The sequence below is a fragment of the Acidobacteriota bacterium genome (genome assembly GCA_028874215.1).
GTDB lineage: Bacteria > Acidobacteriota > UBA6911 > RPQK01 > JAJDTT01 > JAJDTT01.
Window position 1 is genome coordinate 39,378 of the sequence record JAPPLF010000049.1, and the last position, 22,726, is coordinate 62,103.

Annotated in this window: 18 protein-coding genes; 9 read left to right on the plus strand and 9 right to left on the minus strand. The window is 64.6% G+C overall.

The window, feature by feature from the left end; all coding sequences use genetic code 11:
* Positions 1 to 71: 71 nt before the first annotated feature.
* The 5 genes from ppdK (at position 72) to OXT71_09200 (ending at position 8,983) form a co-directional block, all read left to right on the plus strand.
* Positions 72 to 2,789, plus strand: coding sequence for a pyruvate, phosphate dikinase (gene ppdK, locus OXT71_09180; protein ID MDE2926556.1), 2,718 nt, complete (start codon positions 72 to 74; stop codon positions 2,787 to 2,789).
* Between the two features lie 74 nt (positions 2,790 to 2,863).
* Entirely contained in the window at positions 2,864 to 3,880 is a 1,017-nt protein-coding gene (locus OXT71_09185) for a radical SAM protein (protein ID MDE2926557.1), read from the plus strand.
* Between the two features lie 168 nt (positions 3,881 to 4,048).
* On the plus strand, positions 4,049 to 5,662 hold the full coding sequence (locus OXT71_09190; GenBank protein ID MDE2926558.1) for an ATP-binding protein: 1,614 nt from the start codon (positions 4,049 to 4,051) through the stop codon (positions 5,660 to 5,662).
* A 32-nt stretch (positions 5,663 to 5,694) separates the two neighbouring features.
* Positions 5,695 to 7,371 (plus strand): hypothetical protein, encoded by a 1,677-nt coding sequence (locus OXT71_09195; protein MDE2926559.1) that lies wholly within the window; start codon positions 5,695 to 5,697, stop codon positions 7,369 to 7,371.
* Positions 7,334 to 8,983, plus strand: a complete 1,650-nt coding sequence (locus OXT71_09200; protein ID MDE2926560.1) for a glycosyltransferase family 39 protein — start codon at positions 7,334 to 7,336, stop codon at positions 8,981 to 8,983. The genes OXT71_09195 and OXT71_09200 overlap by 38 nt, the downstream gene beginning before the upstream one ends.
* Here the strand turns inward: OXT71_09200 and OXT71_09205 are convergent.
* Genes OXT71_09205 through OXT71_09215 form a run of 3 tightly spaced genes read right to left on the minus strand, consistent with a single transcriptional unit; the run spans position 8,949 to position 10,532 of the window.
* Entirely contained in the window at positions 8,949 to 9,368 is a 420-nt protein-coding gene (locus OXT71_09205; protein ID MDE2926561.1) for a RidA family protein, read from the minus strand. The genes OXT71_09200 and OXT71_09205 overlap by 35 nt on opposite strands.
* Positions 9,365 to 10,120 carry a class I SAM-dependent methyltransferase gene (locus tag OXT71_09210; GenBank protein MDE2926562.1) on the minus strand — a complete coding sequence of 252 codons (756 nt, stop codon included), beginning with the start codon at positions 10,118 to 10,120 and terminating at the stop codon, positions 9,365 to 9,367. Before OXT71_09210 ends, OXT71_09205 begins: the two co-directional genes overlap by 4 nt.
* On the minus strand, positions 10,104 to 10,532 hold the full coding sequence (locus tag OXT71_09215) for a thioesterase family protein (GenBank protein MDE2926563.1): 429 nt from the start codon (positions 10,530 to 10,532) through the stop codon (positions 10,104 to 10,106). The genes OXT71_09210 and OXT71_09215 overlap by 17 nt, the downstream gene beginning before the upstream one ends.
* Positions 10,533 to 10,667: 135 nt before the next feature.
* On the opposite strand from OXT71_09215, the gene OXT71_09220 reads away from it, so the two are divergent.
* Positions 10,668 to 11,387 (plus strand): DUF1080 domain-containing protein, encoded by a 720-nt coding sequence (locus OXT71_09220; GenBank protein MDE2926564.1) that lies wholly within the window; start codon positions 10,668 to 10,670, stop codon positions 11,385 to 11,387.
* Between the two features lie 96 nt (positions 11,388 to 11,483).
* Here the strand turns inward: OXT71_09220 and OXT71_09225 are convergent, their stop codons facing one another.
* The 3 genes from OXT71_09225 to cysK all read right to left on the minus strand — a co-directional run bounded on the left by OXT71_09225 (position 11,484) and on the right by cysK (position 14,960).
* A complete protein-coding gene (locus OXT71_09225; protein MDE2926565.1) occupies positions 11,484 to 12,773 on the minus strand; it encodes a Gfo/Idh/MocA family oxidoreductase in 1,290 nt (429 codons plus the stop codon).
* A 76-nt stretch (positions 12,774 to 12,849) separates the two neighbouring features.
* On the minus strand, positions 12,850 to 14,004 hold the full coding sequence (locus OXT71_09230; protein ID MDE2926566.1) for a putative sulfate exporter family transporter: 1,155 nt from the start codon (positions 14,002 to 14,004) through the stop codon (positions 12,850 to 12,852).
* The gene (cysK, locus tag OXT71_09235; protein ID MDE2926567.1) at positions 14,001 to 14,960 is read right to left on the minus strand and encodes a cysteine synthase A; all 960 of its coding nucleotides are present in this window, start codon (positions 14,958 to 14,960) and stop codon (positions 14,001 to 14,003) included. Before cysK ends, OXT71_09230 begins: the two co-directional genes overlap by 4 nt.
* A 100-nt stretch (positions 14,961 to 15,060) precedes the next feature.
* On the opposite strand from cysK, the gene OXT71_09240 reads away from it, so the two are divergent.
* Positions 15,061 to 16,176: an amidohydrolase family protein gene (locus OXT71_09240; protein MDE2926568.1), complete on the plus strand. Its 1,116-nt coding sequence runs from the start codon at positions 15,061 to 15,063 to the stop codon at positions 16,174 to 16,176.
* A gap of 43 nt (positions 16,177 to 16,219) precedes the next feature.
* Positions 16,220 to 17,287: an Ldh family oxidoreductase gene (locus OXT71_09245; protein ID MDE2926569.1), complete on the plus strand. Its 1,068-nt coding sequence runs from the start codon at positions 16,220 to 16,222 to the stop codon at positions 17,285 to 17,287.
* 129 nt (positions 17,288 to 17,416) lie between these two features.
* Here the strand turns inward: OXT71_09245 and OXT71_09250 are convergent, their stop codons facing one another.
* The 3 genes from OXT71_09250 to OXT71_09260 all read right to left on the minus strand — a co-directional run bounded on the left by OXT71_09250 (position 17,417) and on the right by OXT71_09260 (position 18,684).
* On the minus strand, positions 17,417 to 17,842 hold the full coding sequence (locus OXT71_09250) for a type II toxin-antitoxin system VapC family toxin (protein ID MDE2926570.1): 426 nt from the start codon (positions 17,840 to 17,842) through the stop codon (positions 17,417 to 17,419).
* Complete coding sequence (locus tag OXT71_09255; protein ID MDE2926571.1) at positions 17,839 to 18,168, minus strand: type II toxin-antitoxin system Phd/YefM family antitoxin; 330 nt, start codon at positions 18,166 to 18,168, stop codon at positions 17,839 to 17,841. The genes OXT71_09250 and OXT71_09255 overlap by 4 nt, the downstream gene beginning before the upstream one ends.
* A 162-nt stretch (positions 18,169 to 18,330) precedes the next feature.
* Entirely contained in the window at positions 18,331 to 18,684 is a 354-nt protein-coding gene (locus tag OXT71_09260; protein ID MDE2926572.1) for a DUF2007 domain-containing protein, read from the minus strand.
* Between the two features lie 107 nt (positions 18,685 to 18,791).
* On the opposite strand from OXT71_09260, the gene purL reads away from it, so the two are divergent.
* Entirely contained in the window at positions 18,792 to 22,724 is a 3,933-nt protein-coding gene (gene purL, locus OXT71_09265) for a phosphoribosylformylglycinamidine synthase (protein MDE2926573.1), read from the plus strand.
* Positions 22,725 to 22,726 lie beyond the last annotated feature (2 nt).

The window sequence follows — 22,726 nt, forward strand, 5'->3', positions numbered from 1 at the left end:
CACGTCTCCGGGTTCCCGCGGGATTTCCTTCTCGGATCGTTCTATTCGAATCTCCGTTTGAGGCGGCTCAAATGAACAGCGGAAAATGGGTGTTCCGGTTCGACGAAGTGTCTCCTGGCGAGACTCATCACGAGAAGGAGTCTTTGCGGGCGCTTCTCGGCGGGAAGGGTGCAAGCCTGGCCGAGATCAGCCGCAGCGGCCTGCCTGTGCCGCCCGGTTTCGTCATCACCACGGAAGCGTGCGTGGAATACCTGAACTCGGGAGGTGTCTTCCCCGAGGGGTTGTGGGACCAGGTGCTGGAGGCCATGGCCTGGATGGAGGAGGCGACGGGCAAGGGCTTCGGCAATGCCCGGAACCCGCTGCTCGTCTCGTGCCGTTCCGGGGCCATGCACTCCATGCCCGGAATGATGGATACGGTGCTCAACGTGGGGCTCAACGACGAGACGGCTGCGGGGCTCGCGACCCGCTCCGGAGACGACCGGTTCGCGGCCGACGCCTATCGCCGCCTGGTCCAGATGTTCGGCAGTGTGGTGCTGGAGTTGGGCGACGAAGCCTTCGAGTCGCATCTGGCGCGGTCAAAACGCAGCCGGCGGGCGTCGTCGGACGCGGATCTGACGGCCTCGGACTGGAAGGAGTTGACGGCAGAATTCAAACGCATTATCCGGGCGAAGGCCCGCAGCGAGTTTCCGCAGGACCCCTTGGAACAGCTTCGGATGGCGGTTCAGGCGGTCTTTGGGAGCTGGAACGGCAAGCGCGCCATCGACTATCGCAACGCCTCGGGCATTCCCCACGACCTGGGGACGGCGGTCAACGTCGTTTCCATGGTCTTCGGGAACATGGGCCTCGATTCCGGCACCGGCGTGGTCTTTACGCGGAATCCGGTGACCGGAGCCCCGGCGCTCTACGGCGACTACCTCACCAACGCCCAGGGAGAGGATGTCGTGGCCGGGATCCGCAATACGGAGACGATCACCGACCTCGGGACCCGGATGCCGGGAGTCGCCCGCGAGCTGACTCGAATCTGCCGGAAACTGGAACAGCACTATGGCGACATGCAGGACGTGGAGTTCACCGTCGAGCGGAACAAGCTCTGGATCCTGCAGACGCGGTCCGGGCAGAGAACGGCCAGGGCGGCCATTCGAATTGCCGTGGATCTTTGCAGGGAGGGACGCATCACTCGCGACGAGGCGCTGCTCCGGGTCCGTCCCGAAGACGTCGACGTCTTCCTGCACCCTGCCTTCGCGCCTCGAGCCAAGGGAGAGGCGAGGACCGCCGGGAACCTGTTGGGCAGAGGAGTCAACGCTTCCCCGGGGGCCGCGGTGGGACGGGCGGCCTTCGACGCCGACACGGCCGAGAGATGGGGAAAAGAGGGAACCGACGTGGTCATGGTGCGCCCCTTTACCCGGCCCGACGACGTTCACGGCATGCTGGCGTCGCGAGGCATCCTGACCATCGAAGGTGGGGCGACGAGCCATGCCGCCGTGGTGGCTCGTCAGTTCGGGGTGCCCTGCGTGGTCGGAGCCGGAGGGATGGAACTTCGAGAGACGAAACGTTGGCTCAGGGCCAACGGACATCTGGTTCGGGAGGGGGATTGGATCTCCCTCGACGGGACCTCGGGAGAAATTTTTCTGGGAAAGATTCCCACCGTCGAATCCAAGCTGGAAGATCAAAACGACCTGCAGACGCTCCTTTCCTGGGCCGACAGCCGTCGTCATCTGGGTGTGCTGGCCAACGCGGACCACCCCCAGGATGCGGTTCGTGCGTTGACCTACGGCGCCGAAGGGGTGGGCTTGTGCCGGACCGAGCACATGTTCTTCGAGACCAGCCGCCTGCCCATCGTCCGCCAGATGATCCTCTCGAGTAACGAGGTCGAGCGGAAACAGGCTCTGGATCGTCTTCTGCCCCTGCAACGGGGAGATTTTGAAGGCCTCTTCCGGGTGATGGACGGGCGTCCCGTGGTGATCCGGCTCATCGATCCGCCGCTGCACGAGTTCCTGCCCACGGAGGAGGAGATCCGGGAGCGCCTGCAGGTGTGCCGAACCGAAGGGCGGACACAGGAGGTGGGCGAGTTGCAGCGGACACTGGCGACGCTGAGGAAGCTGCACGAGAGCAATCCCATGATGGGGCTGCGGGGAATTCGGCTCAGTATCGTGATGCCGGGAATCGTGAGCATGCAGGTGAGGGCCGTCTTCGAGGCGGCTTGCGACGTGGCTCAGGAGGGGGGAACGGTCCGGCCCAAGGTCCTGATCCCTCTCGTAGGGCACGTCAACGAGTTGAAGGTGATCCAGCCGGTCCTGGAGCGGGTGGCCGTGGAGGTCATGCGGGAGCGGGGATGCCGGCTCGAGTACAGGTTCGGGACCATGATCGAAGTGCCCCGGGCCGCCATCACCGCGAGTCAATTGGCCGAGGTTGCCGAGTTTTTCTCCTTCGGCACCAACGACCTGACCCAGATGACCTTGGGCTACTCCCGGGACGACGCCGAAACGCACTTCCTGTTGCGCTACGTGGACGAGGGCATCCTGCCGTCGAACCCATTCCAGACCCTGGACCAGGAGGGCGTCGGGAAGCTGATTCGGATAGCGGTCCGGGAAGGCCGGTCCCGGCGTCCCAACCTGGAGATCGGGATCTGCGGGGAACACGGCGGGGACACCGCATCCATCGATTTCTGTCATCGGATCAAGATGGACTACGTGAGCTGTTCGCCGTTTCGGGTTCCCGTGGCCCGTCTGGCGGCGGCCCAGGCGGCCATCCGGGCGGCCCCCCTCTTCGCCGAGGGACAGATCCTCTGATCTCCATTCCGTCAAATCAGTGGCGGTGCGGTGATTCTGCTAAGATGAGCACCGCATATCCCGGGTAGAGACCTATGCGGCTGACTCAGGCACGGAATCGGTGGAAGTTGCTCTCGGGATACCTGACGGGACGCGCCGACCTGGAAGCCTACCCCATCACCCTCATCATCGAGAACACCGGGAAATGCAACCTCAAGTGCCCCATGTGTCCGCGGGAGCTGGGCTACTATCCTCCTGAAGACTTCGATTTCGGCCTCTTCCAGCAGATCATCGACGAGATCAGCCAGAAGACCGAATTGGTGTTCCCCTGGGGCGGCGGCGAGCCTCTCATGAATCCCGACATCTTCCGCATGGTCCGGTACTGCAAGGACGCCGACATCTACACGGTGGTCTCGACCAACGCCACCCTGTTGGATCAACGCCGGAGCCAGGAACTCCTGGAGTCGGGTCTGGACAGTCTCATCATCGCCTTCGACGGAACCACTCCCGAAACTTACGAGAAGTACCGCAAGGGGGCCGATTTCGAGAAGGTCAGGGCCAACATCCTGAGTTTCCTGGAGATGAAGAGGGTTCAGCGTCCCGATCTGTTCGTGGTCCTTCAGATGGTCCGCCTGCCCGAAAACCAGCATCAGGTCCGGGACTTTCAGCGGATGTGGTCCATCGACGGCGTCGACGAAGTCCGCATCAAGGAAGACGAGATCGTCATTCCGGAAGTGGCGTTGGAGGAAAGGGTCCAGCACACCCGGCGGCGGCATCCCTGCTATCAGCTCTGGCAGGGGCCGGCCATGGTCAATTACAAGGGAGAATTCTTCCCCTGTTGCCATACCTGGCAGTCCGAACCCATCGGCAACGTCCGGGACTCCTCCATTTACGACCTCTGGAATTCGGAGAGGATGAACCGCATGCGCGAGGCTCATCTGAAGGGCGACCTGACCGACTACCCCGAGTGCCAGGACTGCCACGCTCCCAATCCTCGTCTTCCCGTCATCCTGGGCAGCTTCATGGTGGACACGCTGAAGGTCCGCCGCCTGATTCCCCGGATGGAGAAGCTGGCCATCTTCTACAAGATGCCCATCTTCAGGGATCACTGACGGCCGTCAGCGACGGAACGGACGTCGACGAGATCCGGGGGACGTGCAGATTCTGACCCAGGCCGGAGGATGGCTGCTCTGCGGTCCGCTCGGACTGCCGGCGCAACTTGCGCGGTAGCGCGAACGCCCAGCGGCATTGGTCCGGCCGTCGGTCAGGAGTCTCAACAGATGACGACGATCCCGCGTTTCTTCAACACCGCCGGCCCCATTATCGCGGAAGATCATTACCACATCCCGCCGCTGCAGCGGCTGGACCGCGATGAAGTGCTGATGCTGATCCGGCAGAAGCGGTATTTCGTGTTGCATGCGCCGCGCCAGACCGGCAAGACTTCCGCTCTGCTGGCTCTGAGAGATCTGCTGAACGGCGGCGCCGAGGGCGAATACCGCTGCGTCTACGTGAACGTCGAGGCCGCTCAGGCGTCGCGCGAGAACGTGGAGCGGGCGATGCGATCCATGCTCTCCGAACTCGCGATTCGAGCGCGGAGGACTCTGGACGACGAGTCGTTGGCGAGCTTCTGGCCGGAGGTGCTCGACCAGGCCGGCCCGGACGGCGCCTTCCGCCACGTGCTGGCACGCTGGGCGGAGGCCGATCCGAGGCCTCTGGTGCTGCTGATCGACGAGATCGACGCCCTGATCGGCGACACCCTGCTCTCGGTGCTGCGCCAGCTTCGCGCCGGATACGACGACCGGCCGGGCGGTTTCCCGCAGTCCGTAATCCTGTGTGGGGTGCGCGACGTGCGTGACTACCGCATACAGTCCGCGACAGGGAACGCGATCATCACCGGCGGCAGCGCCTTCAACATCCGCGCCAAGTCCTTGCGACTGGGGGACTTCTCAAAACGTGAGGTCGAGTCTCTGCTGGAACAGCACACTGAGGAGACGGGCCAAGTGTTCACGGACGACGCGCGGCGGGGGGTCTGGGAACTCACGCAGGGACAGCCATGGCTGGTGAACGCGCTTGCCTACGAAGTCTGCTTCGACGACAAGGCCGGACGGGACCGCAGCCGGGAGATCACCGGCGACGCCATCCAGGACGCGCGCGAGCGATTGATCCTCCGTCGAGAGACGCATCTGGACCAGCTCACGGACAAGCTCGGGGAGGAACGGGTGCGTCGGGTCATCGAGCCGCTGCTGAGAGGCGCGGACGCCGTGGAATCGATTCCGGTCGACGATCTGGAGTACGTGCGCGACCTCGGTCTCGTGGCGCGTAACAACCCCATCGCCATCGCCAACCCCATCTACAAAGAGGTGATCCCGCACGATCTCACGTATACCACCCAGGCAGGTTTTCATCACGACCCGGCCTGGTACGTCGATGACGCCGGCGTGCTGCGGGTAGACAAGCTGCTGGCCGCGTTCCAGGAATCCTTCCGGGAGCACTCGGAGCACTGGGTGGAGCGGTTCCAGTACAAGGAGGCCGGGCCGCAACTGCTGTTGCAGGCGTTCCTGCAGCGCATCGTCAACAGCGGCGGACGGATCGAACGCGAGTATGGCCTGGGCCGGGGGCGCACGGACCTGCTGTTGGTCTGGCCGTTGGGCGGACGGGCCGGTGAGAACCGGGAGACCCGGAAGGTCGTGGTAGAGTGCAAGCTGCTGCATCGAGGCCTTGAGCGGACGCTGAGCGAGGGCTTGGCCCAGACGCGCGCCTACATGGATCGTTGCGCCGCGGCGGCGGGACACCTGGTGATCTTCGACCGTACCGAGGGCCGGCCGTGGGACGAGAAGGTATATCGCCGCGAGGAGACGGAAGGCGGCGCCCCGGTCATGGTGTGGGGGATGTGATCAGTTCATCCACCCGGCTCGTTCCGAAGGCCATGAGAAGTCCGGCAAGAGTCCTGATCCTGCTGATTCTGGGGACTCAGCTCCCGTTCCTCTTCCAGGCCTTCCACATCGACGACCGCATCTATCTGCGGGTGGCCGACAACATTCTGCAGACGCCCCTCTACCCTTATGATTTCCGCATCAGCTTCGAGGGCATGGGAGCGCCCGACGGCGCCAGCCACAGCCACCTGCCCCTGGTCAGCTATTACCTGGCGCTGCTGAAGTGGGTCACCAACAGCGAGTCGGAATGGGTCTACCATCTCGGCTTTCTGGTCTTTCCCCTCCTGGCGGCTTGGGGGTTTCACGATCTGGCTCGCCGCTATGTCCGGTTTCCCCTGGCCGCCTCCTGCCTCCTGGTCACGGCGCCCGGTTTTCTCGCCTCCAGCCACACGGTTATGACCGACGTCCCCTTCTGGTCCTTGTGGATTGTGGCTTTGTCCCGTTTCCTGCGGGTCAGGGACGGGATCGCCTCGCGGCGGGACTGGCTGATCTGGGGAGCATCGCTGCTGGGGACCTGTTTCATCTCCGTCCTGGGGGCGGGCTTGATGCTGTTGATGCTGGTCTGTCTCTTCCTGCGCGAGTCCGGGGCGCCCCGGATTTCCCGGGGCAAGGCGCTGCTGGTTCTGGCATCGCCGCTGCTGTTGTGGGGCCTGTGGTATCTGCGCGCATATCTGCACTACGATCGATTCCTGCTGCTCAACACGGCCCTCCACGCACTCGGACGGGACATCTATTCGGGTTGGATCATGGGGGAAAAGACCCTGTCCCTGCTGCTGAACCTGGGTGGAACGGTGCTCTTTCCGTTGGCGCTCTGGTACGGTCTGGCCGACCGCATCGGCGCCCGCGTTCTGGCCGTCCTGTTCCTGCTCTCCATCGTCCCGTTCTACGTGTGGCGGGAGGATTGGACCTGGAGCCAGGCGTTCCTTTTTTCCCTGTTTCTCACCAGCGGCGTCGCCGTCTTCTGGCGCTTTCTGGCCGGCTTCGGGACCGACCTCCTCTCCCGGCGGGACTGGCGCTGGCTTCCCGTCTGGCTCTGGTTTTTCGGGGGGTGCCTGGCATGCCTCCTCATGTACTACTCGGGATCGGTGCGTTACTCGACGCTGGTGGCGGGACCCGTGATTCTGCTCTGGATCGCCACACTGGAGAAACGGGTCAAGGAGGCCTTTCTGCTCCGGAACCTGGTCTGGCTCGGGGTGGTGCTGACCGCCGCCTACTCCCTGTCCATCGCCCACGCCGACTACCGTTTCGCCCGGAGCTACCAGCGGGCGGCCCAGGAGATCGCGCAGGATTACGGACACGAGGGGAAAACGCTCTGGTTCACTGCCGAGTGGGGTTTCCGCCACTACCTGGAGCGGGAGGGAGCCAGGATTCTGGAGCGCACCGAAGTCGGCCCCAAGACGGGAGATATCCTGGTCAAGCCGGTCCTGGCTTCCCCCTGGGTGACCCTCTACGATTCCGATGAATACCTCGACCTGCTGGAGCAGCGCCCGGCCCTGATGAACACTCCGTGGCGCATTCTGGACCCCTCCTCCCACGCCGGGTTCTACAGCACCGGCTGGGGCATCCTCCCCGTCAGCATTACCGGCGGGAAGCCTTGGGAGTGGTTCAATATCTTCCGCGTCAAGAAGTCCTATGACGGTCCCGTCCCCGAGCCTGCAACCCACTGGTGAGCGATTCCGGCGGACGCCGGATCGATTCGCGGTCCTCTTCCTGGGACTGGGCGTCCTGGCGCTGCACGTGGCCTGGCTGGCGCTGGATGAGCAACCCCAGGTCTGGGACATGGCTCACCATCAGATCCGGGGCTGGGAGTCCCTCCAGGCCCTGAACGCCGGGAGGCTGCCGGAAGACTTCTCCTCGCTCTCCTCCTACTACCCTCCCCTCTACTACCTCCAGGAGATGGTGGTTCTGTCCCTGTGGCCCAACCGGGACGCGCTCGTCTTCCTCTCCAATCTCCCGGGACTGGTCATGCTTTTCGGCGGCGTCTGGTGGCTGGCCTCCCGGTGCCTGACCCGGGGGGCGGCTCCCTGGGCGGCGCTGCTGGCTTGGTGCTTTCCCCTGGTGGCCTGGACCAGCCGTTTCTCCCTCCTGGACGTGGCGCTCGGCGGGTGGGTCATGCTGGCCCTCTGCCTGGTGGCCAAGAGCCGGCATCTGGAACGAAAGGGCTATAGCCTGCTGCTGGGTCTGGTCATCGCGGCGGGGATGTTGACCAAGTGGACCTTCATCCTGTTTCTGGCGTTTCCGCTGGTATGGGCGCTGGTCCGTTCCCGGGACCGGAAGCGCTCGCTCCTGAATCTGGTCGACGCCGGGCTGGTGGCGGCTCCTCTGGTCTTCTGGTGGTACCTGCCCAACGCCCGGAACCTGATGGAGCGGTTCGCTCTCACCATGCAGGCGGCCGGATGGGAACAGGACCCGGGCCTGGAATCGCTGCTGGGCTGGCTCTACTATCCCAGGTCGCTGGCCAGCTACTACCTGTTCCTTCCCCTCACCGCGCTCTTCGTCCTGGGGTCGTTCCTCAAGTCCGACCGGAACCGGGACCGGCCTCCGGAGGCGAGCCTGATCCGGTGGACATTCTGGGGCGGACTCTTTCTGCTGACGATGCTGGAGGCCAAGGATCCCAGGTATGTCCTCCCGCTGGCCGGACCGCTGGCCATCCTGATTCTGCTGCCTTGGGACCGGCGCCAGTGGGTCGTCCGGCTGGCGGCGGCGCTGGCGTTCCTCCAGTTCCTGGCCGTCTCGTTCTCCCTGCCTCTGGTTCCCGGGAAGCTGGCTCTCTTCCAGGTGCCGGAGGACGGAGACTACCGGGGCGCCGGCCGGGAGTGGGTCTTGTTCGCGCCGGGATACTTCGACGTGGCCGGTCCGCCGCGCCGGGAGAACTGGCGCCACCGGGAGATCCTGGAGCAGATTCCCGAGGGAGCCAGAATCGGCTTCGTCCCCGATCTGGCCCACTATCACATGCTGGCCCTGCGGCTTCAGGCCCTGGAGTCGGGAAGGGAACTGGAAGTCGTCCGGGTGGGCCAGTCGGCCGCGTCACTGGAACTGTTGGACCGCGTGCAGGCCGTGGTGGGGAAGACCGGGCACCAGGGGATCAGTTACCTCACCACCTTCAATCAGGCGGTCTACGAACGGCTGGAGCAAAGCGGTTGGCGCGTCACCCGGCGCTGGTCCCTGCCCGACGGGACCGAGGCGCTTCTCTGGCTTCCGTCCGGACCTCCGGAGGGGTTGGATTCCGGACGGCCTCTTTCTGCGGTCAGTCCGATTCGGGCAGGACCGCCACGGTCCTGATCTCCACCAGGGCCTTGGAACCGGCCAGGGACTCGATGTTGATCAGAGTGTTGGTGGGGTAGTCCCCGTCCGGGTAAAGGGAAGGGAACAACTCCCGCCTGGCCGCCAGAAAGGGCGCCACCGATTCCACGCCCACCAGATAGGTGGTGAATTCCACCACGTCCGAAAAAGAGGCGCCGGCGCCTTGGAGGACCCGGCCGATGTTTTCGAAGACCTGGCGCGTCTGCGCGGCGTCGTCGCCCTCTCCCACCAGCTCTCCTTCGGGCGAGAAGGCGGTCTGTCCGGCGATGAAGAGCAGGCCTCCGGCACCCACGGCGTAGGAGTATTCTCCGCCCGGGGGAAACATCCCCGGCGGGTTGATGACGGTTCGTTTCTTGCGGCTCATCGACTCGGCTCCATTGATGTGACTACCGGGCCCGGCTTTCTGGCGGTGCAGACGTAGCCCAGTGTCGTGTTGCGGGTTGGGTCCAGGAAGTCGAACATGGGCAGCAGAACTCCCAACACTCCACACACGGCGGCGACGGGCGGGAACAGCAGCCACCGCCATCCTCCCTGGAAGTAGAGTATCGAATCCAGCAGGCGCCTTCCCAGCAGCGTGAAGAATCCACCGCCGGCTTCGATTTCAATGCCGGCAAATCCGGCTCGCTCCAGCAGCCATTGGAGGCCGGGACGGGTATAGCGAAAATAGTCGTGGGGCGCCTGGTGGACTCCCCATTCCTGGGGCGCCGCCAAGAGCAGCCGGGCGCCCGGAGCCAACACCCGGCCCAGCTCTTCCAGCACCGCCCGGGGGTCCCGGACGTGCTCCAGGACCACGATGTTGATGGCCGCCCCGAAGGAGCCGTCCCGAAACGGCAGCCGCGCCAGGTCCGCCACACCGTCGAGCCGCGAATAGTCCCAGTCGGCGTCTCCCACGGCCAGGTCCACGGCCACGTAGCGGCAATGGGAGAATTCGCGGGCGTACGGGCACTCGCCGGCGCCGGCGTCCAGCACCCGGGTCCCGGCCGGCAGCGAGCGGCCGAAATCGGCCACCCGGTCTTCGATCAGGGTCTCGAACCGAAGGATCAGCCGGCGCACCCATCGGGGAAGCCGGTTCACCATTCGGCGGTGCCAAGGGGCGATGTCATTGGGTCCCATCATCGAGGCGGCAGGCTGTCAGAAAGTAGTCGGGAAAGGTGCAGGGACGGCCGTGCCGGTTGGTGGCGATGTGCCGGCTCTCTCCCCGGGCGTAGTTCACGTTTCCCGCGGGATCCACGATCCGGTAGCCGAAGGTCATGCCCCGTCGGCCCAGGCGCTTCAGACGGGTTCGAATCACAAATTCCCGGTCGTAAAACAGCGGCTTCATGTAGCGGCAGTGGACTTCCACGACTGGAAGGAACGTCTCCGATTCCCGTTCCAGCCGGTCGTAACTCAGGCCCAGATCCCGAAAGAACTCGAGCCGCGCGACTTCGAACCAGACCAGGTGGTTGGAGTGGTGAGCGAACCCCATCTGATCCGTTTCGGCGTAGCGCACCCGGAATCGGGTTTCGGTGACACGGTCTCGGATCATCATGGCGTCGTCGGTTTCGGCAGGCCCAAGTTTACTACGGAAACGGGAGCACAGAGGAGGCTGCCATCGAGTCTCTTCGTAGCTCACTCCACTGCCGGGCCTTGATTCGAGTGGTCCGGGACTGGAATACTCGGGTTGATGCTTCCACAACGCCTGCTGCTGTTTGCGTGCATTCTGAGTGTTTTGCCATTGTCCAACCTCACGGAGGCCCCGGCCCAGAAGTACGTGCCGGTCCTGCCGGTCGTGGAGACCGACGACGGGGGCCGTCCGCCCGCCGACGCCCTGGTTCTGTTCGACGGTTCCGGCAACTCCCGCTTCACTCGCACGGATGGCAGTCCGGCGGACTGGAAGGTTGAGGAAGGCGTCCTGATTGCCGGGGATCACGACATCATCACCAAGGATTGGTTCCGCGACGCCCAGGTTCACGTCGAGTTCAATCTCCCCTCGGACGACCCGGCCCACGGCAACAGCGGTTTCTACTTCCACCACCTTTACGAGGTCCAGATCCTGGATTCCCACAACCCCAACCGATTCACTGCGAAACAGCAGTGCGCCTCGTTCTTCAACCTTTACGCCCCCATGGTCAATGTGACCCGGGCGCCGGGCCAATGGCAGACCTACGACATCCTGTTTCGCGCCGCCCGGCTGGACCGGAGATCGGGACGAGTGGTGAAACCGGCCCGGTTCACCATTCTTCACAACGGAGTCCTGGTGCAGTACGAGCGCACCCTGTGGGAGGGGACGGGCGCGGGCCGGCGCAACCGCATGGTTTCGGAGGGGCCGCTGAAGCTGCAGGCCCATGGCAGCCCGGTTCAATTCCGGAACATCTGGATCCGGCGGCTGCCGTACCAACCCTGAACAGATCTGGTCCGAGCGCCTTGATTTCGTTTGCGTGTTGAGCCGGGATAAACGGGGGAGCTTGACAGCCCCCCCGGTAAGGAACTCGAACTCGAACTAGACCTTGGGTTCCCAGCCCTTGGCGTATTCCTTGGACCAGTAGCCCTTGGCCTCATCGTCGCCCAGGATATGGCCGTTGCTGGAGTCGCACTTGAGGTTCCGGCCCGTGCGGTGAGCGATGTTGCCCAGGTGGCACATGAGAGTGCTCTTGTGTGCCTCGAGGATCTCGGCGTTGCAGATCGTGGGATCGTCGTTGCGGATCGCCGCCAGGAAGTTCTGGGCGTGGGGGAGGTCTCCGTAGGTGTCTTCCCCTTTCTTCGCGACCAGATTGTCGCCCTTGTCGTAGAGGGCGTAGGACCCTTTTGTGCCCAGGTCCAGAGCGCCCCGGTCGCCATAGAAGGTGATGAAGCCGGGGCTGTGGCGGTTGTTGCTCAAGCCGGCCCAGGAGATGGAGCGCTTGCCTTCAAATTCGTAGCAGACGGTGTGGGTGTCCGGAGTCTCCTGGTCGTCGTCGAAGAGATAGCGGCCACCGCTGGAGGTCACCTTGATCGGGTAGTCGACGCCCATTCCCCACCGGCACAGGTCCAGGGTGTGGACTCCATTGTTGCCCAGTTCGCCATTGCCCCAATGCCAATGCCAGTGCCAGTTGTAGTGGATCAGGTTGTCCTTGTAGGGAACCCGGGTGGCCGGTCCCTGCCACAGTTCGTAGTCCAGGTGGGCGGGGACAGGGGTTTGTTTGCCCCGGCCCAGGGTGCCCCGGCCGCTGTTGTACCAGGTGCGGACCATGTAGACGCGGCCGATGGCCCCTTCCCGCAGTTGTTGAACAGCCTCGCGTGTGCCCGGCGAGCTTCGCCGCTGGGTGCCCATCTGGACCGCCCGGTTGTACTTGCGGGCGGCGGCGACCATGAGCTCGCCCTCGCGGGGGGTGTGGCTGCACGGTTTCTCCACGTATGCGTGCTTGCCGGCGGAACAGGCCAGGATGGTGGCCGGGGCGTGCCAGTGGTTGGGCCCGGAGTTGAGGAGGGCGTCCACCTCGGAATCGTCCAGGATCCGCCTGAAGTCTCCGACCTTCTGAGGCGCCCTTCCGGTCTGCTGCTCGACCGTGTGGGCCACCTTGTCCAGACGGAGCGAATCGACGTCGCAGACGTACTTGATGTGAACGTTGGGCTGTTGTCCGAAGCTCTCGGCCAGACGCCTGCCCCGGCTCATCCCCATGATTCCGACGACGACCCGGGTGTTGGGCGAATCGTACTTGATGTTGCTCCTGGCAGAGACCGATAGTCCGGAGGCGGCTACCCCGATGGCGGCGCTGCCCAGAAAACGTCTCCGGTCGATGGATTCAGACATTGTGGCTCCTCCTTGCGAATTACGATGATTCACCATTATCGCCGGGGGGTGTGTCTCGATCAACCCGCGGCATGGCTCACAGGCTGATTTTCGCCAAGCCCAGGAGGGCGATGACGATGGTGGCCGCCAGGCCGAGTGAAAAGGCTTTGGTCCCACCCGTCCTGAAGGTCTGCAGGTCGGTCATCAGTCCCACTCCGGCCATGGCCCCGGTAATGATCCAGCGGCCCGAACTGCCCAGCAGCAGCGCCAGATCCACCCGATAGTCCCCTGGGCCCAGGATGAATCGATCGGTCAGGTGGAGGGTGACTTCCGGGAAGAACCCCAGGGTCCGAAGCAGCGCCATGCCCAGGAAAAGGAGGACGAAGCCAGGCAGGAGTTTCCCGTAGTGGACGGTCCGCCGGGGAAACGAGGCCACTCTCCGCCGCCTGCGGGCATAGAGGGCTCCGATGACGAAGACGGCGGGGCCCAGAACGGAGATCCGCGTGAGCTTGACGATGGTGGAGAGCTCGCCGGCCAACTGTCCGTTGAGCTGGTGGGCGAAACCGGCGGCCAGCACCTGCGGCGTGGCGTGGATGGAGAGGCCGCACCAGATGCCGTAGCCGGAGGCGGTCAGCTCCAGGAGCGCGCCCAGGAGTGGAAACAGGAGCATGGCCACGACGCCCATGAGGTTGACGGTGGCGATGGACAACGCCACTTCCCGTTCGTCCCCGTCTACGACCGGCGCCGTGGCCACGATGGCGGAACTGCCGCAGATGGCCGTCCCCACCCCGATGAGCAGGGAGATCTTTTCCCCCATTCCCAGCAGGCGTCCCAGAAGCCAGGTGCTGGCCACGACGCCAGCGATGATGACCAGAATCGCCAGCAGCACGTCCAGGCTCACCTGAAGCATGGTGTAGAAATCCAACCGGGCGCCCAGCAGGATGATTCCCACGGGAAGCAGCTTCCTGACCACCAGGTTCACACCCGGTTTCAATCCCGCGGAAGACCGAAACAGATTCCGCAGGGCCATTCCCAAGAGCAGCGCCAGCAGGACTTCGCTGACGGGATGAATTCCGCCGCTGGTGGTGAAGGGGGGGTAGGGCAGGTGGTTCAACCAGGCCGCGAGTCCGGTCAGCACGACGCAGACCAGCAGGCCCGGCCACCGTGAGACTCTCTTGGAAACCGCCAGTTTCCTGCGGAACTGCCGTTCGAACTTCCGCTCGGACCGGCTCAGGCCGGACTTCCAGGTCAAAGCAGCAGGCTCTCGTCGTAGTCCCGTTCCTCCTTGAAATACTCTTCCACGCTGAAGTAGCGGGACCCCGTATCCGGGAGGACGGTGACCACGTTCTGGTCCGGGGACAGTCGCTTGGCGACCTGCCGGGCCGCCAGAACGGCGGCGCCGGAGGAGACACCGACCAGGAGCGACTCTTCCCGGGCAAGCCGGCGCGCCATGCGAAAGGCGTCCTTGTCGTCGACCGGGATCACCTCGTCGATCACCTCCCGGTTCAGCACCGGAGGAACGAACCCGGCGCCGATCCCCTCGATGGCGTGCAATCCCGGCGGGCCGCCGCTGAGGACGGCCGAGCCGGCCGGCTCGACGCCGACGATCCGGATGCCGGGGACGCGTTCCTTCAGGAACTCTCCGACTCCCGTGATCGTTCCTCCGGTTCCGACGCCCACCACGAGGGCAGCGGCGTTCCCGCCGGTCGCCTCCAAAATCTCGGGTCCGGTGGTTTCCCGGTGCACCTGGGGGTTGGCCGGATTCTCGAACTGGCGCATCTCGATCCAGCCCGGACTCCGCTCCACCAACCGGCGCGCACGCCGAACTGCGCCGGGGATGTCCTCTTTGCCGGGAGTCAGCACCACCTCGGCCCCGTAACGGATGGCCAGGGAGCGCCTTTCGAAGCTCATGGTCTCCGGCATGGTGAGGATCAGGCGGTACCCGCGCTCCGCGCAGATCATGGCCAGTCCGATGCCGGTGTTTCCGCTGGTGGCCTCCACGATCCCCATTCCGGGCCGAAGCCGTCCTTCAGCCTCTGCGGCATCGATCATGCTCCGGGCGATCCGGTCCTTCACGCTGCCCCCGGGGTTCAGGTACTCGAGCTTGGCCAGGATCGCCGCCCGCCCGCTTGGGCCCAGCCGGTCCAAACGCACCACGGGCGTCTTGCCGATCAGGTCGGCGACTTGAGTGTGGACGAAAGGATCCATCTCGTTTCCCTGGAGAATCGCGGGCAAGTGCGCGGCCCGTCGCCGGGATCAATGTCGTTCACGGAGAGCCCCCCAAGGAACTCCGGCCCCCGGTGGATTCGTGTCACTGTCCAAGGTAACGTATGTCGCGGCCAAAGAGGAGCCGGTCCTCCATGCCGGCTACATCGGAACTCGGGAGCAACGTATGAAGGATCACTCGATCATCGACTACCGAGACTGCGACCGGCAGATCTGGGAAGAGGAACTGAGCGAATTCGTTCCCGACCGGATTCTTGACGCGCACATCCATTTCTATTGGGCTTCCGATTTTCCCGTCCCGCCCCCGCAGGGGACGCGGACCGATGCGGGGCTGGCCACCCTGAACGACTGGGCCCGGGTCTTCTATCCCGGCCGGCGAATGCAGTACCTGATTCTGGGCATGCCGGTCGTGGGCATTGACGTCGGCCGGCACGTGGAGACGGTCCGGCGGGAGATCGAAGGCGTCCCCGGCCTCCGCTACCATCGGCTCGTCACGCCCTCCTGCCGCATCCGGGACATCGAGCGGGACCTCCGGCATCCTCAGTTCACCGGCCTGAAACCGTACCGGACGTTTTCGGTGACCGGGGACATCGCCCAATGCCGGATCCACGAATTCCTGCCCCATGAACAGATGGAGCTGGCGGACCATTACGGGCTTTGGGTCACCATGCACCTCTCGAGGTTTCACGGCTGTGCGGACGAGTGGAACCTGGACGACCTGACCGAATTCACCACCAAGCGGTACCCCGGGATCAAGTGGTTGCTGGCCCACTGCGCCCGGAGCTTCACCTACTGGCCCATTCGGCAGGCGGTGGAAAGGTTGCGGGATCTGCCCAACATCCACTACGACACCTCGGCAGTGACCGATGTTCGCCCCTACATCACTCTGCTGACGAAAGAAAACCCGAAGCGGATCTTCTGGGGCTCGGACGGCGTCGGCGCCGCCTTCTTTCACGGGCACTACGCCGCGCTGGGCCGGGCCTGGCAGCACTACGATGCCGACGACGGCGTCCTCAAATACCCCCACTGCGACGGGCGGCCCGTGCTGTCGGTCTATGAACAGCTCCTTTCCCTGCGGGACGCCGCCGAGATTGCGCAGTTGTCCAAATCGGACATCGAGGGCATCTTCTGGAGGAACGCGGCCGAGGCACTGGGCGTTCCGGAGGACGAGGGTTTCTCCAACGGGGCCGCAACATAGGCATAAACACGCAGCAAACAGGCCTAACGGGCATGGAGATCCGATGACGGACCGAACGGGCAAGGGAAGACGGGCCCGGGCCGGCGACTTGCGAACCTTCGCCGAGGCCCTGTTGGAACGGGCCGGCCTCGGGTCATTCGAGGCCAAGCGTGTGGTCGACAACCTTATGGACGCCGATCTCAGGGGCGTCTATTCCCACGGCTTGTCCTTCCTGGATTTCCTCGTGGGACGAGTCCGGAAGGGAGGAGTCAACCCTCGTCCCAAGGTGCGGGTCGTCTCCGACCGGGGAGCCGTTCTCCTGTTGGACGCGGATCGGGGACCCGGACAGGTGGCAAGCCACCAGGCCATGTCACTGGCCTGCTCCCGCGCCCGGGAGACGGGGGTCGCTGCGGCGGGCGTGTTCCGGTCCAATCACTTCGGGACCGCCGGCTACTATGCGCGCATGGCCGCGGATCAGGGTCTGATCGGACTCGCCGTCAGCAATACGGGCGCCTGCATGGCGCCGTGGGGCGGCTCCACGCCCACCTACGGGACCAATCCCCTGGCCATCGCGGTACCCACGGGAGGCCAGTTTCCAGTCATGATCGACATCGCCATCAGCCGCGCCGCCTGGGGCAAGATCATGGTGACGCTGCTCCGGGGAGATCCGATCCCGGGGAATTGGGTGCTGGACCGTAAAGGGGTTCCCACCACCGATCCCGAGGAAGTGGTCCGCGGGATGCCCGCCCCGATGGGGAATCACAAGGGGTACGGTCTGGCAGTGATGGTGGATATCCTCAGCGGCGTGTTGACCGGTGCGCTCTTTGGCCGTGACATCACAGCCCATCCTCCGGAGGAGGAGCCCCAGGACACGGGCCACTTCTTCCTGGCCCTGTCGGTGGAGCATTTCATGGAGCCGGAACGTTTTCTGACCCGGGTCCAGGACTACGTGAGCCAGTTGAAGTCGTCGGAACTGGCGCCGGGATTCGACGAGGTTCTGGTTCCGGGGGACCCGGACTGGAGGATGGTCGAGAAGAGTCTCCAGGAAGGAGTCCGTCTGGAAGCGGCCACCTGGAAGATGCTGGAGCGCCTCTCGGCCGAGCTGGGTGTCCCTTGTCCGGAGCGTTTTTGAGCGGAGGTTCTCCGCGCGTCCCAGGGGTGGTCACGAACCGAGCGAAACTGTCCTCATGTCCGAGACCCGACGATTCTTGGGGAAAGCTGCGAGCCGCGAGCGGGTTTCAAACCGGCATTTTTACGGAATTCACCCTGACCAGGGGTTAAAGACCGGGATATTCGTCCGGCGGAAATCCTTCTCGTTGCGCGTGCAGAGCGTCAGGGAATGCACCTTGGCGGTTGCGGCGATGAATAGATCGGGTTGGCTGAAGGTCACCGCCCTCTCTTTCCCGCGCGCGATCATGCGGCGCCATTCCAGGATCACCTCCTCGTCCACCGGCAGAATGCGTCCCGCAAACCAGGGTCTCAGCCGGTGGTCGAGCCAGTTTTTGAGCTCCCGGCGAAACCTGGGGTCTATCTGACGCTCGATCCCGAATCGGATCTCGGCAAGCGTGATGGTGCTCAGAAAGAAGGCGTCCGCGGTCCGGGCGTCAGACCATTCCTTCACACGCCGGTTGGGCCGGGTCTTGCGCAACTCGGACACGACATTGGTGTCGAGCAGCCATCCAGTCACAACTCGACCTCTCGGACCGGACTCTGCACGCCTTCCACGTCGAAATCCAAGCGGTTCAAAGGAGATTGACACAATAATTCGTGAAGGCTCTCCGACGTAGCTCGGGCGCGGAGGCGTTCGTACTCGTCCGCCGCGACGATAACGACCGCATCCTTGCCGCGAACCGTCACACGTTGCGGCTGGCCGGAGACAGCGAGGCGGACGACGCGGCTGAACTTGGCTTTGGCCTCTCCCAACTTCCACCCGTGAAGCCACGTCGAACCGGCCTGCCCAGTCTGATCAAGGTAGTTCGCGATATTCTTTTTGTTCATGACTAATTTGGTCATATTAATCGGAAGAATGCACTTCGTCCAGTCAGAACTGTCACCTTTGTCCCGGTTTTCCCTTGTTGGAGATGAAACCGGGAGAGATCTTCCTGGTCTTCGACTCTTCCTATACGAATTCTTGGCGCCGGGGAGAGGTGGACGTCCGCTTGGCCAGAGTATCCGTCAGACGGGAGTCGATGGATTTTCCTCGGGACGGGGCGCCTGGCACTTCCAACAGGCCCCGAACTGGGCCTCGATGGCCTCGCCGCAACCGGGACAGTCCCAGGTTCCGTCCTCCCCGGGCACGGGCTCGCCGGTGGCGGACAACACGATCCTCGCTTCCTCCGCATCGGACGGCCGCACGGCCACCTTGACCGCTCCCGCACTCATTGCGGAGAGGTAGAAGGGGATCAGGCGTCCCATCTGCTCGTCCAGCAGGCAGGCTTCGATCTGCGCCCCCTCCAACAGGTTCCTGACCAGGGTCGCGTCGAAGACGCTTCCGGCGAAGATGACGACCAGGTCATCCTTTTCCGACATGAAAATACTCCCGGCCAGTCTACTACGAACCCGGCTGCGCCATTTTCTCCGTCCCCCCTCTTCATGTCGGGAGGGGAGGGCTACAATAGGGCGCGGAGGGAGGATTCGTGCTGACTCAGTTCTACCGGACACCGGTGCTCTCCGAAGCAAACGAGAGAGAGTTGGTCCGGAAGGTCCGCGCGGCGCTGGGCCTGGAGATCGGGGAGATCGAAACCGAGTACTGCTTCTACGTGGAAGCTGCCGGCCGGCTGACGGAAGAAGGAAAGAAGCTCTTGTCCTGGCTCCTGGGCGAGACCTTCGAGCCGGAACGATTCGGTGCACGGTCCTTTCTCTCCGGCGAGGGAACGTGCCTTGAAGTGGGACCCCGCTTGAGCTTCAAGACGGCCTGGTGCACCAATGCCGTCGCCGTCTGCCATTCCTGCGGTCTGGAGGAGGTCACCCGGATCGAACGATCCCGGCGATACCTTCTGAGAGGAGCGAACCGGCTCTCGAACCGCCAGCGGAGCCGCTTTCTGGCGCTGGTCCACGACCGGATGACCGAGTGCCCCTATGACGCGCCCCTCACGTCGTTCAACGGGGCGGTCCGCCCCGAGGCCAGCTTTCGGGTCCCGATTCTGCAGGAGGGCAGAGCCGCCCTGGAGCGGCTGAACCAGGAGGCCGGCCTCGCCTTCGACGACTGGGACCTGGACTATTACACCGATCTGTTCGCTCGGCGGCTGGGCCGCGACCCCACCGACGTGGAGTGCTTCGACATCGCCCAGTCCAACAGCGAGCACTCCCGTCACTGGTTCTTCAAGGGCCGGATGGTCATCGGCGGACAGGAGCAGGCGTCGTCGCTGCTGGAACTGATCCAGGAGCCGATGGAGGCCAATCCCCGCAACAGCGTGATCGCTTTTCGGGACAACTCAAGCGCGATTCGCGGATACCGGATCGAGACCCTGCTCCCCTCGGAGCCGGGGCGTCCGGGACCGATGATGTCCTCCCAGGTCGACCACGACATCATTTTCACCGCCGAGACCCACAACTTCCCGTCCGGCGTCGCTCCCTTTCCCGGAGCGGAGACAGGGACCGGCGGGCGCATCCGGGACGTCCACGCCACCGGGAAGGGGTCCCTGGTGGTGGCCGGCACGGCCGCCTACTGTGTGGGCAACCTGCGTATTCCCGGGTACGAGCTGCCCTGGGAGGAGAGCGATTTCCGATATCCCGAGAACCTGGCCTCTCCCCTGCAGATCGAGATCGAGGCCAGCGACGGCGCCTCCGACTACGGCAACAAGTTCGGCGAACCGCTGATCCAGGGCTTTACCCGCTCTTTCGGTCTGCGGTTGCCGGACGGCGTGCGGCGCGAGTGGATCAAGCCCATCATGTTCACCGGGGGAATCGGCCAGATCGACGCCCGCCACCTGCGCAAGGAAGTGCCCGAAGCAGGGATGTGGGTGGTCAAGATCGGAGGCCCCGCCTATCGCATCGGTCTGGGCGGGGGAGCCGCTTCCAGCATGGTGCAGGGGGAGAACGTGGCCGAGCTGGACTTCAACGCCGTCCAGCGCGGCGACGCCGAGATGGAGCAGAAGGTCAACCGGGTGATCCGCGCCTGCGTGGAGATGGGGGAAGGGAACCCCATCGTCAGCATCCACGACCAGGGCGCCGGCGGAAACTGCAACGTGCTCAAGGAGATTGCCGAACCGGCCGGGGCCAGAATCGAGCTGCGAAAGATCCCCGTTGGAGACGACACCCTGTCGGTTCTGGAGATCTGGGTGGCCGAATACCAGGAGCAGGATGCCCTGTTGCTGAGACCGGCCGACTCAGGAGTGTTTCTCGATCTCTGCCGGCGGGAGAAGGTGCCGGCCGCCTTCGTGGGACGGGTCACGGGCGACGGGCGGATCGTCCTTTTCGACGAGCGGGACGGATCGACTCCGGTGGACCTGGAGTTGGACCAGGTGTTGGGATCCATGCCGCGAAAGGTCTTTCAACTTGAGCGGATGCCGCCGCAATCGAGGCCGCTCCGGCTGCCCGGCTCCGCGTCGGTCCGGGAGGCCCTGGAGCGGGTCCTGCGGCTGGTTTCGGTGGGGTCCAAGCGGTTCCTGACCAACAAGGTGGACCGCAGCGTGACCGGTCTGGTCGCCCGGCAACAGTGCGTCGGTCCCCTCCAGTTGACGCTCTCCGACGTTGCGGTCATCGCACAGAGCCACTTCGGGTCCACCGGCGCCGCCACCGCCATCGGAGAAAGGCCGATTCTGGGGTTGCTGGATCCCGGAGCCATGGCCCGGATGTCCTTGGCCGAGGCCCTGACCAACCTGGTCTGGGCTCCGGTGAGTCATCTCCAGGACGTGAAGTGCTCGGGGAATTGGATGTGGCCGGCCAAGCTCCCGGGGGAGGGAGCCCGGGTCTACGCCGCCGCGGTGGCGTTGCGGGACGCGCTCCTGGAACTGGGAGTCGCCGTGGATGGAGGCAAGGACAGCCTTTCCATGGCGGCCCTGGCGCCGCTGGGAGATTCGGGCCGGGAGGAGACGGTGAAGGCGCCGGGCGCGCTGGTCCTGTCCGCCTACGTCACTTGTCCCGACATCGACGGGACCGTCACGCCCGACCTGAAGCTGCCGGGGCAGGGGCGGCTCCTGTTCCTGGACCTGGCGAAGGGCCGGAACCGGCTCGGAGGCTCGGCTCTGGCGCAAGTGTACGGACAGTTGGGAGACGAACCTCCCGACCTGGAGGACACCCGGCTCCTGGGCCGGGCCTTCGAGGCGGTCCAGACGCTGATTGGAAAGAAGCTCCTCGCCAGCGGCCACGACCGGAGCGAAGGCGGACTGCTCACGACGATCCTGGAGATGGCCTTCGCGGGGGACTGCGGCGTCGAGGTGGATCTGGAAGGATCGGAGGGAGGCGAAGTTCTTCCCCTTCTGTTCTCCGAGGAGTTGGGACTGGTCATCGAGGTGAGCGCCGACGCGGAGGCGCGGGTTCGCCGGATCCTGCAGGGTGCGGACATCCCGGTCCGGACGATTGGCCGCACGCTGGCGGGACCCCGGGTGGAGATCCGGGTGGACGGAGGCGTCGTCCTGGAAGGCGACGTGCGGGAACTCAGGGACCTTTGGGAGGAGACCAGCTACCGGATCGAGTTGCTGCAAGCCGATCCGGACTGCGTCCGTCAGGAGCGCCGTTCCCTCAAGCGAAGGCGGACGCCGGCCTACGCTCTCTCCTTCACTCCCCGGGCCACCGCGCCGGATCGGCTCGCGGGAGAAGGACTTCCCAGGGTGGCCATCTTGCGGGAAGAGGGAAGCAACGGGGATCGGGAGATGGCGTCCGCCTTCCATCTGGCCGGATTCGAGGCCTGGGACGTGACCATGTCCGACCTGCTCTCCGGCTCCGTCCAACTCTCCTCGTTTCGCGGTGTCGCCTTCGTCGGGGGCTTCAGCTACGCGGATGTCCTGGACTCGGCCAAGGGTTGGGCCGGGGTCATCCGGTTCAACCCCGGACTCTGGGAACAGTTCGAGCGCTTCTATCATCGTCCCGACAGCTTCAGCCTTGGAGTGTGCAACGGTTGTCAGCTCATGGCCCTGCTGGGCTGGATCCCGTGGCGGGGAATCGAGACCTCGATTCAGCCCCGTTTCGTTCGCAACCGGTCGGGACGCTTCGAGTCCCGTTTCTCCACGGTTCGCATCCAGGAGAGTCCCGCGGTGATGTTGAAGGGGATGGCCGGATCCGTTCTGGGCATCTGGGTGAGCCACGGAGAGGGGCGGGCGTTCTTTCCTCAGGAGTCTACGCTGGCCCGGATCCGGGAACGGCGCCTGGCGCCCATCCGTTACGTGGACGACTCGGGCCGGGTCACCGGCGACTACCCCCTCAATCCCAACGGCTCGGCGGACGGAATCGCCGCGCTCTGCTCCCCCGACGGCCGCCACCTGGCCATGATGCCCCATCCGGAGCGAACCTCCCTCAAGTGGCAATGGGGATGGATGCCCCAGGATTGGAAGGATCGCCTGGAGGTTTCCCCGTGGCTCCGGCTCTTCCAGAACGCCCGGGAATGGTGCGGCCGTTTTCCGGTGCGGTGAAC